12 protein-coding genes are annotated in these 14968 nt (G+C 41.9%); 9 read left to right on the top strand and 3 right to left on the bottom strand.

Annotated features, from left to right (window positions below; translation table 11 throughout):
* Position 1: 1 nt before the first annotated feature.
* Complete coding sequence (locus B5D77_RS06105) at positions 2 to 412, top strand: TerB family tellurite resistance protein (protein WP_008202144.1); 411 nt, start codon at positions 2 to 4, stop codon at positions 410 to 412.
* A gap of 68 nt (positions 413 to 480) precedes the next feature.
* Here the strand turns inward: B5D77_RS06105 and B5D77_RS06110 are convergent, their stop codons facing one another.
* Positions 481 to 2115, bottom strand: a complete 1635-nt coding sequence (locus tag B5D77_RS06110) for an alpha-D-glucose phosphate-specific phosphoglucomutase (RefSeq protein ID WP_106908476.1) — start codon at positions 2113 to 2115, stop codon at positions 481 to 483.
* A 316-nt stretch (positions 2116 to 2431) separates the two neighbouring features.
* Positions 2432 to 5401, bottom strand: coding sequence for an L-glutamate gamma-semialdehyde dehydrogenase (gene pruA / locus B5D77_RS06115; RefSeq protein WP_106908477.1), 2970 nt, complete (start codon positions 5399 to 5401; stop codon positions 2432 to 2434).
* 863 nt (positions 5402 to 6264) lie between these two features.
* On the opposite strand from pruA, the gene B5D77_RS06120 reads away from it, so the two are divergent.
* On the top strand, positions 6265 to 7449 hold the full coding sequence (locus B5D77_RS06120; protein ID WP_002754423.1) for an NAD(P)H-quinone oxidoreductase subunit H: 1185 nt from the start codon (positions 6265 to 6267) through the stop codon (positions 7447 to 7449).
* Positions 7450 to 7729: 280 nt separating this feature from the next.
* Here the strand turns inward: B5D77_RS06120 and B5D77_RS26175 are convergent, their stop codons facing one another.
* Positions 7730 to 7897: a hypothetical protein gene (locus B5D77_RS26175; protein ID WP_008202135.1), complete on the bottom strand. Its 168-nt coding sequence runs from the start codon at positions 7895 to 7897 to the stop codon at positions 7730 to 7732.
* 126 nt (positions 7898 to 8023) lie between these two features.
* Between B5D77_RS26175 and B5D77_RS06125 the strand changes: the two genes are divergently transcribed.
* The 7 genes from B5D77_RS06125 (at position 8024) to B5D77_RS06155 (ending at position 14728) form a co-directional block, all read left to right on the top strand.
* Entirely contained in the window at positions 8024 to 9403 is a 1380-nt protein-coding gene (locus tag B5D77_RS06125) for a hypothetical protein (protein ID WP_106908478.1), read from the top strand.
* A complete protein-coding gene (locus tag B5D77_RS06130) occupies positions 9385 to 10356 on the top strand; it encodes a MoxR family ATPase (protein ID WP_106908479.1) in 972 nt (323 codons plus the stop codon). The genes B5D77_RS06125 and B5D77_RS06130 overlap by 19 nt, the downstream gene beginning before the upstream one ends.
* Positions 10357 to 10364: 8 nt before the next feature.
* Complete coding sequence (locus B5D77_RS06135; RefSeq protein WP_106908480.1) at positions 10365 to 13082, top strand: formylglycine-generating enzyme family protein; 2718 nt, start codon at positions 10365 to 10367, stop codon at positions 13080 to 13082.
* A 478-nt stretch (positions 13083 to 13560) separates the two neighbouring features.
* Positions 13561 to 13776 (top strand): hypothetical protein, encoded by a 216-nt coding sequence (locus B5D77_RS06140; RefSeq protein ID WP_253852119.1) that lies wholly within the window; start codon positions 13561 to 13563, stop codon positions 13774 to 13776.
* The gene (locus B5D77_RS06145; protein ID WP_002800147.1) at positions 13764 to 13979 is read left to right on the top strand and encodes a DUF2283 domain-containing protein; all 216 of its coding nucleotides are present in this window, start codon (positions 13764 to 13766) and stop codon (positions 13977 to 13979) included. The genes B5D77_RS06140 and B5D77_RS06145 overlap by 13 nt, the downstream gene beginning before the upstream one ends.
* A 106-nt stretch (positions 13980 to 14085) precedes the next feature.
* The gene (locus B5D77_RS06150) at positions 14086 to 14331 is read left to right on the top strand and encodes a hypothetical protein (RefSeq protein WP_253852118.1); all 246 of its coding nucleotides are present in this window, start codon (positions 14086 to 14088) and stop codon (positions 14329 to 14331) included.
* Positions 14318 to 14728, top strand: a complete 411-nt coding sequence (locus B5D77_RS06155; protein ID WP_235614777.1) for a hypothetical protein — start codon at positions 14318 to 14320, stop codon at positions 14726 to 14728. The genes B5D77_RS06150 and B5D77_RS06155 overlap by 14 nt, the downstream gene beginning before the upstream one ends.
* Positions 14729 to 14968: the final 240 nt, after the last annotated feature.

The raw sequence follows: 14968 nt of genomic DNA on the forward strand, positions 1-14968 counted from the left end.
GATGAAAAATAAACAATTACTGAAAATTCTCATCGGTGTTGCCTGGATTGATGGTGTAATTCAACCATCAGAAAGAAGCTATTTAAGACAGGTAGCTGTGAGGGAAAAACTTGATGATGATCCGGAGATTAAACCACTATTATCCGAACTAAAACCAGTTAAAACTGGTGAATGTTATCGATGGTTAGAGTCCTATTTAGGCGATAATCCTAGTCCAGAAACCTATCAAGATCTAATAACATCGATTAGCACCTTAATCTATAGCGATGACGACGTGGATATACAGGAAGCGAAATTATTAACCAAAGTGCAGAGTCTTGATCCGACTCACGATAGCCATCGATCTATTTTAGATAAATTAGTGACGGGAATTCAAAAATTGTACCACAAAGCAATTACTGAAAGTAATTAAGGAGTAGCTATCAGTGGTCAGCAGGTCAAAAAATTCCCCGATAAAAACTGATAGCCGCTCCCTAGATTTTAGGTAATAACCGTGGGTTGTTCCCGTCCAGTAGATTGACGAATTTGACCGATTTCTTCGGCTAAATCAATTAACGGCTGTAGGGCCTTTTGGGTGTCGATATCGTGTTTACTTGCGTCCGGTTCATAACTTTCTAGATAAACCCGAAGAGTTGCCCCTTTAGTTCCCGTACCCGATAGACGGTAAATAATCCGAGAACCATCGGTAAAACCAATGCGAATGCCTTGATTTTTACTGACACTACCATCCACCGGATCTGTATAGCTAAAATCATCGGCATATTCCACTTCATAGTTACCAAATTGTTTACCCTTAAGGTCTAAAACCAGCTTCTGGAGACGTGCCATCATCTCTTTAGCCGGTTCTAAGGCGACTTCTTCATAGTCATGACGAGAATAGAAATTGCGGCCAAATTCTTGCCAATGACTGCGAACAATTTCCTCTACAGATTCCCCTTTAACTGCCAAAATATTTAACCAGAAAAGAACCGCCCATAAACCATCTTTTTCGCGAATATGATTGGAACCCGTGCCGAAACTTTCCTCACCGCAAAGGGTTGCTTTCCCCGCATCTAACAAATTACCGAAGAATTTCCAACCGGTGGGAGTTTCATAACAGTCAATTCCCAGTTTAGCTGCTACGCGATCGGCCGCCGCACTGGTGGGCATCGATCGCGCCACTCCCGTGATACCATTTTGATAGCCCGGTACTAGATGAGCGTTGGCAGTTAGTACCGCTAAACTATCACTGGGGGTGACAAAAAAATTCTGACCGAGGATCATATTGCGATCGCCATCTCCATCGGAAGCAGCCCCAAAATCCGGGGCCTCTTGACCGAAGAGAATTTCTACCAGATCATGGGCATAGACCAGGTTAGGATCGGGATGACCACCACCAAAGTCCTCTAGGGGAATACCATTTAATACTGTACCTTTGGGCGCGCCTAAACGCTGTTCAAATAGAGCATAAGCGTAGGGACCGGTTACCGCATGGAGAGAATCCATGCACATTTTAAACTTACCAGAAGTGAGTAGGGCTTGAATGCGATCGAAATCAAAAATCTTTTCCATCATTTTGACGTAGGGAGTAACCGCATCGATCACTTCCACATCCATAGTTCCCAGTTTAAAGGAACCGGGGCGATCGAGGTTAATATCGGCCCCTGAGAGGATTTTATAACTGCTAATCACCTTCGTCTCAGCATAAATTGCATCGGTGATATTTTCCGGTGCCGGTCCGCCGTTAGTAATATTGTACTTAATGCCAAAATCCCCCTCTGGACCGCCGGGGTTATGACTAGCAGAGAGAACAATACCGCCAAAAGCGTTATTTTCGCGAATTAACCCAGAAATAGCGGGAGTGGAGACAATACCATCGGTTCCCACGAGGATTCTACCGATACCGTTAGCGGCGGCGATTTTCAGGATAGTTTGAATAGCTTGACGGTTATAATAACGACCATCTCCACCGACAACTAGGGTTTGACCCTCGATACCGTCTAAAGTATTGAAGATAGCTTGAATAAAATTTTCCAGATAATGGGGTTGTTGAAAAACGGGAACGGATTTTCGCAATCCAGAAGTCCCCGGTTTTTGGTCACTAAAGGGTTTTGTGGCAACAGTTTCAATCGTCATAGTCTTTTCTTGATAGGCCGACGCAATTGTAAACTTAAGTATATAGCAGTAGGTTGACAGCCAAGAAATTGGGTAAGAAAGACAACGGTTCTCCCAGGTTTGGTGAGTGAGTGGAAGGAACCACAGAGACACAAAGGACACAGAGATCGATCGCTCCTATATAATTTAAACTGGTCGCAACGCGCTCGCTACGCGAGATCACACAAAGAATAAGAGAGCTAATCTAAGGATAGGGGGTTAAGATGAGTCTTAGCCAATAAATGAACCAGATTTGGGGGTATAAACCCCCAATAATAACCAATTTTAGCTATATCGCTTAATCGGCCCCTTCAATCGGTGCAAATCCCTGACGTTGAATATTCTCGCTGATGTGACGAGGTTCGAGGAATTGCAAGAGATAATCGGGACCCCCTGCTTTGGAACCTACCCCCGACATCTTGAAACCCCCGAAGGGTTGACGGGAGACAATCGCACCGGTGATTCCCCGGTTAATATAGAGGTTTCCCACTTCAAATTCCTGCATAGCTCGGTTAATATGGGCAGGAGTGCGAGAATATAAGCCACCAGTTAAAGCATAGTCGGTTCCGTTAGCTACAGCTAAAGCTTGCTCAAAATTGCTCACTTTGATAATCGCCACCACCGGACCAAAAATCTCCTCCATCGCTATTACCGCATCAGGGGGAACATTTTTAAAGACGGTGGGACTGACGAAGTAACCCACTTCTGGAATTGGCATCTCTAGAGCCAATTCTGCCTCTTTTTTACCAGTTTCGATATATTCCCGAATTCTTGCTTGAGCTTTCTCGTCGATAACCGGTCCTACTTCCGTACTCGGTAAATCCGTCGGCCCGATATTGAGGGACTTGGTAGCCTCAACAAAGCGATCTACAAAGCTATCATAGACGCTTTCCAGAACGATTATCCGCGAACAGGCCGAACATTTCTGGCCGGTGTAGCCAAAAGCGGACTTAACCGCACCGACAACGGCCTGATCTAAATCGGCACTCTCATCGACAATTAGGGCATTTTTGCCGCCCATTTCGGCGATAACTCGTTTTAGGTGTTTTTGACCCTTTTGCACGATAGAGGCATCTGTATAGATGCGACAGCCCACTTCTCGTGAACCGGTGAAGGCGATTAGGTGAACATCGGGATGGCTAACTAAATGCGCCCCCACTTGCGAACCTTTACCCGGGATATATTGGAAGACTCCGGCAGGAATACCCGCTTCTAGGAGAATCTCGGCAAATTTCGCCGTAATCACCGAGGAAGTCTCGGCAGGTTTCAATAGCGTACAGTTACCGGCTACTAAAGCTGCTACTGTCATCCCCACCGCAATGGCTAGGGGGAAATTCCAGGGAGAAATCACTAAAGTAATACCCCGTGGTTGGTAGAAATAACGATTATTCTCGCCTGCTACGTCGAAATTATGCCCTAAATCCAGTCTTTCCATCTCGGAGGCGTAATAACGGCAAAAATCGATCGCTTCTGACACTTCCGGATCCGCCTGTTGGATAACTTTGCCCACTTCCAAACAAATCCAGGCCGATAACTCGTGTCGTCGCGCTTCCATCAAATCTGCCGCTTTTCGCAGTATTTCGGCTCTTTTAGCCACTGGGGTGCGTTTCCAAGCAGGAAAAGCCTGTTTCGCCGCTATGATCGCTTTTTCTGCCTGTTCCACCTCAATTAAGCCCACTTTCCCCACTATTTCCTGCGGGTTACAGGGATTGACGGAATTAATTTGAACATTGGTGGCAACGTATTCGCCGTTAATTAAGGGTAAATAGGTCTTACCAAGGGAATTTTTGACAAAAGTAAGAGCTTGACTCGCTTTATTTCTTAATTGCTCGTTGGCATAATCTGTATCGGGGGCATTAGGAAAACCGGGGATAATCGGGTTATCATTGCCTAAAACCCGGGGGGCTGCGATTAAATCTTCCACGGGACGATCCTCCAAATTTTGCCGTAGGAAGGAACTATTAGCAGTATTTTCTAATAAACGGCGGATTAGGTAGGCCATACCGGGTAAAAGTTGTCCGTAGGGGGAATAAACCCGCACCCGATGACCCCGCTTCACTAAGGCTTTGGCTAATTGGTCGCCCATGCCGTACAATACCTGCATTTCAAAGCGACGACGGGGAATTTCTAAACTTTCTGCGATCGCACAGGCCAAGGCTTGCGATCGCACGTTATGACTACCGATGGCGGCGTATAAATATTGATGATTTTCCAATAATAACCGCGTCATCCGTTCATAATTGGCATCAGTGGCTGATTTTTCGTTATATACCGGCTGTGGCCAGTGATTTTGGCGAGATTTAATTGTTTCCTGATCCCAGTAAGCGCCTTTGACTAGCCGGACAGTAAGGGGATAACCGCGCTTTTTGGCCCAATTAATTAAATCTTGTAAATCTTGGGCAGAATCTCTTAAATATGCCTGTAGGGTGATGCCAATATCGGTACGACTGCGAAATTCTTCTTCTAGGAGTAATTCTTTCAGGATAGCCAGGGTGAGGTTTTTATAAACGTACTGTTCCATATCAAAATGGACTGCCACCCCTAACTCCTGAGCGCGTCGCAATAGTAGTCGAATGCGATCGCAAACTTTCTCCTTACTGCCAATGGGATCCATGGGATCAAACTGAGAATAAAAGGCAGTTAGCTTGACAGAAACCTGCACTTGTGGTAGTAACTCGCCGTCCGCTTCATCAATTTGGCTAACTTTATTCCATTTGCTCGCTTCTTGAGCCAAATGGGTCATTAAATCCAGATAACTTTGTAGATAAACTTGGGTTTCCGCTTCAGTAATTACCGCTTCACCGAGAAGATCTATGGTAAAAGCCATTTTTTCCTTCCGCAGACGGGTGACAGTGCGAGTAATTTGCTCTAGGTCTTCCCCGGCGATATACTTACGAGCTAAGGTTTCTACGGATTTACTGATCAGACTGGCGGCCGTTTGAGCGGGTAGGGAGTTAGGATCACTAAAGTTGAGGATACTTTTCAGCGCACTGGGCAGTTCTACGGAAGCATCACCGAGGTATTGTTGGAGATGATTAGCGATCTCGGCATTACTGCGTAAAGCGGGTAAACAGTCAATAAAACGGAATAATTGTACTCGTAAATTGGGGTTAGACATTGCCCAATCGAGTAATTTATCATCCCAACGCATTTGATCCTGTAAAGCAGACCAAAGACCTTTTTTTTCCCGAGTTTCGGCTAAAAGTTGTCTAGCGATCTCTTGGGTTTTAGTTTCGTAGTTTTGAGTTGATTCGATTTGGATAACCACGGCGATTCAAGTAAAAAAATTATCAACGGGATTCAGCTTTCAGCAAGCTAAGGTCAGCCTTCGGCCTAAAATTCAGTTTTTGAGCTTTTTCAGCTGATTGCCGCTCTTAATGGCTCTTTTCTCTGGTTTATAACTCTTACCGAAGGACTAATCAAAGCTAATAGCCGATCGCTTTTGCTGAACACTCTATTGTACTCGATCGAGCGGGGAGAGGGAATTATGAATTATGAATTATGAATTATGAATTAGGAAATGGGGAGAATAAATAAAAATAATCTCCTGACTTCAAAGAGGGTGTGGGGTGTGGGGTGTGGGGAAGTGGGAAGTATAAATAAAAATAATCTCCTAAATCCTGACTGACTGGAAAACAGAAGCTGAAATAACGCCAATTCGTCGATCATACTAAATCTGTTGAGTATAAGCTACATATCAGCAGAGACACTCCTGCAAGGGGAGTGACTCTCAAATCATTACAGATGTGTCAGCGGCTGCGTGTAAGCATCCCACCGAAAAACTAATGCGCTCCGGGGTTTGGGGGCGGCGCCACGCCCCCAACGGGGGGTTTGGGGGGTAGAACCCCCCAAAAGCTTGGATTGAGTAATCAGATCTCAAGTAATACTAAATCCCTTGAGTATAGGCTACATATCAGGAGAGGCACTCCTGCAAAAGGGGGAATAAATAATCAGTTTTTAATAACTGGATTTAGGATCAGAATATTTTCATGCTTGACAGTGTAACTTGTTGCATCGTGACTGCCTCCTAAATCCTGCCAGCCGCCTCCTGATACCCGATAGTCCTTGTGTATTGTCGAAGCGTTTACCTATAATAACTTTAAAAAGATTTTCGGGATCATCGGTAGCCCTATGGCAAAAATTGAAACGAGAACAGAACCCATGGTTTTAAACATGGGACCCCATCACCCTTCGATGCACGGAGTTTTGCGCTTAATCGTCACCCTTGACGGGGAAGACGTGATTGACTGTGAACCCGTAATCGGTTATCTTCATCGGGGCATGGAAAAAATTGCCGAAAATCGCACTAATGTCATGTACGTTCCCTACGTTAGTCGTTGGGATTACGCCGCAGGGATGTTTAATGAGGCGATTACGGTCAATGCTCCCGAAAAATTAGCCGATATCGCCGTTCCCAAACGAGCGCAATATATCCGGGTGATTATGTTGGAACTCAACCGCATCGCTAACCATTTACTCTGGTTAGGCCCCTTTATGGCGGATGTAGGCGCACAAACTCCCTTTTTCTACATTTTCCGGGAACGGGAGATGATTTATGACCTCTGGGAAGCTGCCACGGGAATGCGGTTAATTAATAACAATTATTTCCGTATTGGTGGCGTGGCGGTGGATTTACCCTACGGATGGGTGGATAAGTGCGAGGATTTCTGTGACTATTTTGACCCCAAAGTGGACGAATACGAGAAATTAATCACTAATAACCCGATTTTCCGCCGTCGTATTGAAGGGATAGGCTGCATTACCAGAGACGAAGCGATTAACTGGGGTTTATCCGGTCCGATGTTGCGCGCTTCCGGGGTGAAATGGGATTTAAGAAAAGTTGACCATTACGAGTGTTACGACGATTTTGACTGGGAAGTGCATTGGGAAACCGCCGGCGATTGTTTTGCTCGTTATCTGGTGCGGATTCGGGAAATGCGCGAATCGGTGAAAATTATCCGGCAAGCACTGAAAGGTTTACCCGGTGGTCCCTACGAAAATCTGGAAGCAAAACGGATGGCAGAAGGGAAAAAATCAGCTTGGAATGATTTTGACTATCAATATATCGCCAAAAAAGTCGCCCCCACTTTTAAGATTCCTAAAGGTGAACATTATGTGCGCTTGGAAAGCGGTAAAGGGGAATTAGGTATCTTTATCGTCGGTAATGATGATGTTTTCCCTTGGCGTTGGAAAATTCGGGCCGCCGATTTTAATAATCTTCAAATTCTGCCTCATATCCTCAAAGGGGTAAAAGTTGCCGATATTATGGCGATTTTAGGCAGTATTGATATTATTATGGGGTCAGTTGATCGCTAAATCTCTTTCAGGGTGGGTTATCTTAACTAACTCACCCTCGTTTTGGTCCAGTCTTATGAAAAAAGCTGTTCGTAATTTAAATTGCCTGTTGAGATGAGGCAAGAGGCAACCCCCCCAACCCCCCCGACATCGGGGGGGCAAGGGGGGAGGAGATTCGGCTAATCTAAGAATAAGCGATTTAAATACGTCTTAAGTAGGGAGGCAAAATTATTTGTAGGATGGGTTAGCGGTAGCGTAACCCATGCAGGAGTTGGGTTTCATGCTTCAACCCAACCTACGTTCATCTGATATTTAATTCCACCTGAACCTCAGGGATAGGGGGAAGAATCTTGCTTTCGGGAATCTTTAACTCCCCCACCTGAACACCCAAACTAGCCAAGGCGGTTAAAGTGGTGATGATGCGGCAAATCACGTCAATGTCCGCTTTATGTTTTTGCCAAAAATTCATAGATTTTGCTCCTGTCGCCTTAGGGCTTGTTTTTTGAGGACAAGTTGATTAAAATGCTTTCAGCAAATGCTGGCAAAAGGGGATCAAAAAGTGGATCAGATCGTAGGTTGACGTTTGACGAGATTTATGTTAAAGTCCGGCGAAATCAGATTATCGGATGAAGATGTAGAAACCCTTCGTAAGGCTAAAGATGCTTATGAGGGAGACTATTCTTGTGCTTCGGAGAAAACAGAGAAAATATTAATAGAAGCAAGTCGATGGTTACTTGAGGCATTTCTCGAAGAATACCGTAGTCGAACAAAAACTTCCAGTTATACCATTCCATTAAATGTCTTGAAAGCTTGGATGACATCATCGCCACAATCTGGAGCAACTAAAGAGGTTTTAGAACCAAAGGGTAAGAAATTGTACTTACAAAATAAATCTGATTTTAAAGGATTTGAAAATAAGAAGAAAAGGGAGTACATTACTCAAAATAAAATAAATACAACCAGAATTGAAGATATTAATGATAATTTAATTCATTTAACCTTTGATGAGGTTCTGAATTTTTTATTAGATTCGTCTATTTTAAAGGTAATTGGCATATCTGGAGATAGTTTGCGGTTTTGTACTGAACAAAAATATGGACTAGGAAAAAAAGGGCGAACCTCTAAACAGTCTTATATTGTTCAAGCTTATTGCGAAGTATTAGTCCTAGATTTTGAAAGCTTACAATGTTGTCAACTTCATCATCAAAACCCAAAAAATCAACAAACAAATAATGAAAAAATTTATCGTGTTTTGACAAAATTTAATTATACTAATCTAGTAAATTTTACCAGTTCAATAGCCGCTAAAACTTTACGAGAAGGCAGTATTTATATTCCGCCTTGTCCTCATCAATATCGTGTTTTGTGTTTGCGTCGTTTAGAAAAAGAAATCTTGATCACTAATAATTTGCCAGTTAAACCTATTGTTTTTAAATTTCAAGGAGATGGTCAGGAAGAATGGGATAGCTATAGTCTTCATGAACATTTTTTCGATAATTCTGGAGGAATTAAAAATTTAAAAGCTAATAATTTTTGTTTGATTTTTGAAGGAATTGATTGTGCAGACTTTTCCCGTTTAAAAGACATTGATTCATTTTGGCAAAACTTAATTACCAACGCTCGTAAAATACAAAATAGTCCCATTAAAGGCTTTTTATTAATGATTTGGTTAGATTATGGAAACAGTAATGATTGGAGAGATAAGGACAAATTATCAGAATTAAGTCCTATTCACCGCTTACAGATTGACTCTTGCTTTGAAAAACGGTCTTTTCAGGAAATTATTCCTACTTTTGCTCAACAACTTCAGTTAGGTTGTGACTTACAGGATGAAACCACAGACTTATTTAAATCTACCTTGCAGCAATTATGGAAAAATAGCGATCAAGGCAAGATAGAAGACACACTGAAAGCTTTTTATCAACAATTTCAAGGACAATTATCGAGGGAACATAGATGGCTAAACTATCCTTAACCTACAGGGGAAAAATTCAACCCAAATCGGATCTTTATTATGAACCGATTCAACAGAAAATTTATCCCTATGACGCAGGTGATGAGTTAATAGAAGTTGTTAACTTGGCTATTGAATTGGGAATGCCTTTGTTACTAGAAGGTGAGCCGGGATGTGGCAAAAGTCGTCTAGCTCATGCCTTAGTTTATGAATTTAATTATCGTCAGGAAAGTAATCCTATAAAATATTATGAGTGGATAGTTCAATCTACAAGTAAAGCGGAAGATAGTCTCTATCAATATGATTATATTGGCCGTTTACAAGCTGCTCAAATTAGCGGAATTTTAAGCCAAAAAGGAGCAGGAGAATCTTCTTCTGAGCAAAAAAATCCAGCTACTTCAAAAGATTGGGTTGATTTACAACCCTTGGGTAAAGCATTTAAACAAAGTCAAGATAAGCAAGAACAATCGGTAGTATTAATTGATGAAATAGATAAAGCGGATCGAGATTTTCCTAATGATTTACTTTTAGCCATTGAATCTCGTCGTTTTTTCATTAAAGAAACAGGAGAATTAATTCAAGCAAATGATCAAGCTTTTCCTCTGATTATAATTACCAGTAATCAAGAAAAAAACTTACCCAATGCTTTTCTGAGACGTTGCATTTATCACTATATTGAGCTACCCAACCAAGAAAGATTAAGAAAAATATTAACCGAACGGTTTACCGACGCTGAACAAGAGGTTATCATCAAAGCAGTGGACCGTTTTCTGGAAGTGAGAACATCACAAGACGAGACTAAATCTGAAGGGGAAAAAAAAGTTAGCACCAGTGAATTAATAGCCTGGTTTAAATCGTTGCTCAAGTACAAAACTGAAGAAATTATCGCCAAATTAAACGAGGACAAATTACCCCACGCTAGTGTTTTACTAAAAAGCCGTACCGATTTACAAGATTATGGAACAAGAGGTTAAAAAAGCCAATGACATCCCCCCTACTTGAGCTATTTTATCAACTCAGAGACGAACAAGGATTTCTGCTGTCTATTGAACAATATTATCGGGTGGAAAATTACCTAATTCAAAAACTCGCCAATGATTCTGATATTGCTATTCAAGAGAATCCCAACTTAGACAATCCTAAAATTAAACTTCTTTGTCAAGCTTTATGGGTTAAATCCCCGAAAGAAAAAGAAAAGTTTGATCAGGCCTGGACAGAGATGCTACAGTTACAACCAGAAATAAATATAGAAATAGCCAAAAAAACACCTATTCGCCATCCAGAAGAATCGATTAGCAAAATCATAAACCCGATGGATGATAGGGAATCTCCCTCATTAGAAATTACCCCTTCTGGGGATACACCAATAGCACCGGAGACTTCATTTCCACAAATTGCCACAGCTATTGAAAAGCGAAAAAAAATCACATCCCTAGATAATCCTGATTATTATCCTATTGGCATCGCTAAGTTACAAGAAAGTTGGCAGCAACTGCGTCCATTACCCCTAGAAAGTCCTCGACAAACTTGGGATCTAAAAGCCACGGTGATGGCAACGGCTAAACGAGGTTTTTTTGATCAAATAATTTACCAAAAGAAACAACTTTATCGCCGAGAAATTATAATTTTTATTGATTGTTCTGACTCGATGATTCCCTTTGCAGGATTTGGGCGAATAATGAAGCAAACTTGGGCAAATGTTCCCCATTTTTACTTTGATAATCTGATTAGAGACGAGGTTTTACGACAAGAAAACGGTTGGGAAAGTCAATCTTTAACCAAAGTTCTCTCTAACTATTCTCCTGAAGTAACCAGTTGTCTAATTCTTAGTGATGCGGGTGCCGCTAGAAAACGTTATGTAGAAGAGCGCTTGAGCGCAACAGAAACCCTTATCCGACGATTTAGCCGAAGATTTAGCCGAGTCGCATGGTTAAACCCCTTACCCTATCATCGATGGTATGGGACAACTGCGATCGATATTGCTGATTTAGCTGAAGATATACCCAATTTTTCCATGTTTGAACTAACCACAGAGGACTGGGAAAACTTGATAACATGGCTAAAAGAAGAAGCTATCCCACCCCGTCATTTTCCATTTAATCCTAATCAATTTCACCAAGGGGATAATTGGGATGAGGATGAAGATTTTTTTAGCGCAAAAAGCCGTTTAAGATTATTTGAAGAAGAAAACGAACCAAACACCAGAGAACTAGCGAAAAGAGCGGCATTTCCCCTTAGTTTATCCCCTAATTTACTTTATTATCTGCGTCAACATCAAGATAAAAATAATCAAGCTCCCTGGTATGCGATCGCTGATATTTTACTCTCCAGTTTAGTCCGCAAAATAGATCGAGAACTTTATGAAATGTCTCCCGATGTTCGTAAACTACTATTAGAAAAATTAACCCCAGAGGAACTTAAATCTCTGGCCTATCAGTTACAAACCTATATTCAGGAACAAATCGGTGATTATTGCTCAAAATCGGTTTATTGGCAAAATCAACAATGGTTAGCTCTTGCCTACCTAAAACCCAGTCAAGCAGTCAATGAAATCAAACAGGTACTAGCAGAAGCTATCAAAAATAATAACCGAGTGCGTCTTGTGAGATTGACAGCTTTATTAAAAAATATATCGGCTGCTTTAGCCGATTATGAACCCTTATTATTGCTTAATGAACCGATTGCCGCCTATTCTAGAGGGGATTTAAACACCGTTGGCAATGTCCTTCAACTTTCCCCAGAAGACGAAGGAACCCTACAAAAACGTTTAATAGACAAAGTAGCCGCTATTGTTCCCTACAATGAAAACCTTTTTACCGCAGAAACGGTATTGGTTAATAAAACAGGCCAAGTTATCGAGAGAAAACCTGTTAAAGCCTATTTTTACGATGAAAAGCTTGCAGAAGTTGGCAACCGGAAAAAAGCTCAAAACTATATCCGCATGATGTATATTCCCCAAGGAGAATTCTGGATGGGAACGGAAGATGAGGAAATCGAAAGACTGGTTAAAAAATTTGATTCGAAAGTATTTACAAGGGAAAGACCACAACACCTAGTCAAAGTCCCCGCTTTCTACATGAGTCAAACCCCGATTACCCAAGCTCAGTGGAGAGCGATTGCCGCAACCGCTAAAATAGACATCGACCTAGAGACAAACCCCTCTAGCTTCATAGGGGATGAGCTACCCGTAGAAAGAGTCAACTGGTATCAAGCAACAGAATTCTGTAAACGACTATCAAGGGAAACAAAACGGGAATACCGACTTCCCAGTGAGGCAGAATGGGAATACGCCTGTAGAGCGGGGACAAAAACACCCTTTCATTTTGGGGAAACCATTACCGGGGAATTGGCTAACTACAATGCTGGCTATACCTACGCAGGGGAAGCGAAGGGAGAATATCGACAACAAACGACTCCCGTGGGACAGTTTCCCCCAAACGCTTTTGGACTGTACGATATGCACGGCAATGTCTGGGAATGGTGCGCCGATACTTGGCACGATAATTATGACGGTGCGCCGACGGATGGCAGTGCTTGGATAGAAAATGGGAATGATAATCGTTCTCCGTTGCGGGGCGTTTCTTGGTACTACTATCCGTATTACTGCCGTTCTGCTTTCCGCGACGGCTACCACCGCCGCGGCAGCTACTACAACTACTACGGTTTTCGGGTGGTGTGCGGTGCTGGGAGGACTGTGTAACCCTTTTTCTCTTTTTTTCCCTTTTTTTTCCCTCATTCCCTTTTCCGGAATTTTTTGGGGCAAGCTATAGAACAAGTGTATTAGTTTAGGAGTTATACTAAATCTGGTTATTTGGGTTCGATCCCCCCTGCTCCCCTTGATAAGGGGGGTGTCGATCCCCCCTGCCCCCATTGATAAGGGGGGTGTCCATGAGTAGAAAACGGGTTTCTCGGAGAAACCCGTTTTCTGTGCTGAAAAAGTACGGGCGAAGCATTCGGATAGAAAATCTACGGTTTCAGCAATAGGTTATTGCCCGAATGCTTCGCCCCTACAGGATGCGGGCCGATGAAGACGCAGGGATAGGTTATACTAAATCCGGTTATTAAAGACTGATTATTTATTCCCCTTTTTGCCTTTTGCCTCTTGCATGAGTGCCTGTCTTCATAAGTAGCCTATACTCAAAGGATTTAGGATTATCACCCAGATAAAACATCCTATAATGAAAGGACAAGAAAAATTAGTCCAAGAAACCCTTAGCCAACCTGATGAAATTCGACGTAGCCGCAGTGACCCTAATGTTTATCTTTTTTATCAACTTCAACGACCAAAACGTTGGCTCTGTGCCATTATCCGAAAACTCAATGGTGATGGCTTCCTAATTACCACTTATCCCACCGATGCAATTAAAGAAGGGGAAATTTTATGGCAGAAGTAAACGTTTATTATGATCCGATGGGCAATACCTTAACCGTGTGGTTTGGCGATCGCTCTTCAGAATATCTCTGCGAAGAAACCGGCGACGAAGTTATTTTAATGAAAAATCAAAAAGGTGAAGTTATTGGTTTTGAAAAACTTAACTATAGGATTTCTGAGAACAGGAATCTTAAAATTTCCCTAGAAACTGCCATCCCTCTTTAAACAATAAAGGCGAAAAATAACACTTAAGTAGCTGGGTTATAATTAAATTAAAAATGGATTTTAAGTTCGATCCCCCCTGCCCCCCTTGATAAGGTAGGGTTGATTCATGAATCAACCCTACCTTATCAAGGGGTGTCTGATAGTTTTTAACGCCTACCTACTTAATCTCTCTATGAAAATCACTTATCAAAAAGTTAACTTAAAAGCTCCCAAAACGGAGACAGCTTATTGGCGTAGTCAATCGTACCAAACGAGACTATCGGCCTTAGAAGAAATTCGTCAAGAATATCATCAATATAAATATAATGCTGAACCAAGACTTCAAAGAGTTTATACAATTGTTAAACGATAATCAAGTGCGTTATCTCGTCTTAGGCGGCTATGCCGTTGCCTTACATGGCTATCCTCGTTATACTAAAGATATTGATATTTGGATAGAAATGAGTTCGTTAAATGCCTATAATCTAATCAAAGCCTTAGAAGGGTTCGGTTTTGGTTCTTTAGGATTAACAATTGATGACTTTTTAACGCCAGATCAAGTGATACAATTAGGTTATCCTCCTAACCGTATTGATTTAATTACAACCCCCGATGGGGTAGAGTTCCAAACTTGTTACTTATCCAGAATTGAGGTTAAAATTGACGATATTATTGTTAACTTTATTGACTTAGAAAATCTTAAAAAAAACAAAAAAGCATCAGGTAGATTACAAGATTTAGCCGATTTAGAAAATCTAGAAATAGATTAGAGCTATTGATAATTTACCTCGTACCTCGTTGCAAGGGTCTCCCTTGCAACGCATTTCTAGAGGTTCTACCTCTTGCTTAACCCATCAGGAAACGGAGAAAGACCCTCCCTTGTGTAGTTCCAAACCCTTGCCTTTTGCCTCTCTCTTCCCCGACCGGCGACCGACTCCTCACCCCACCAACAAACTTTTTCAGCCAACCCTAATCTAGATACCTTTCGAGAAAAAATTTTTTTGTACAGG

The sequence above is a fragment of the Microcystis sp. MC19 genome, from assembly GCF_003019735.1.
Lineage (GTDB): Bacteria > Cyanobacteriota > Cyanobacteriia > Cyanobacteriales > Microcystaceae > Microcystis.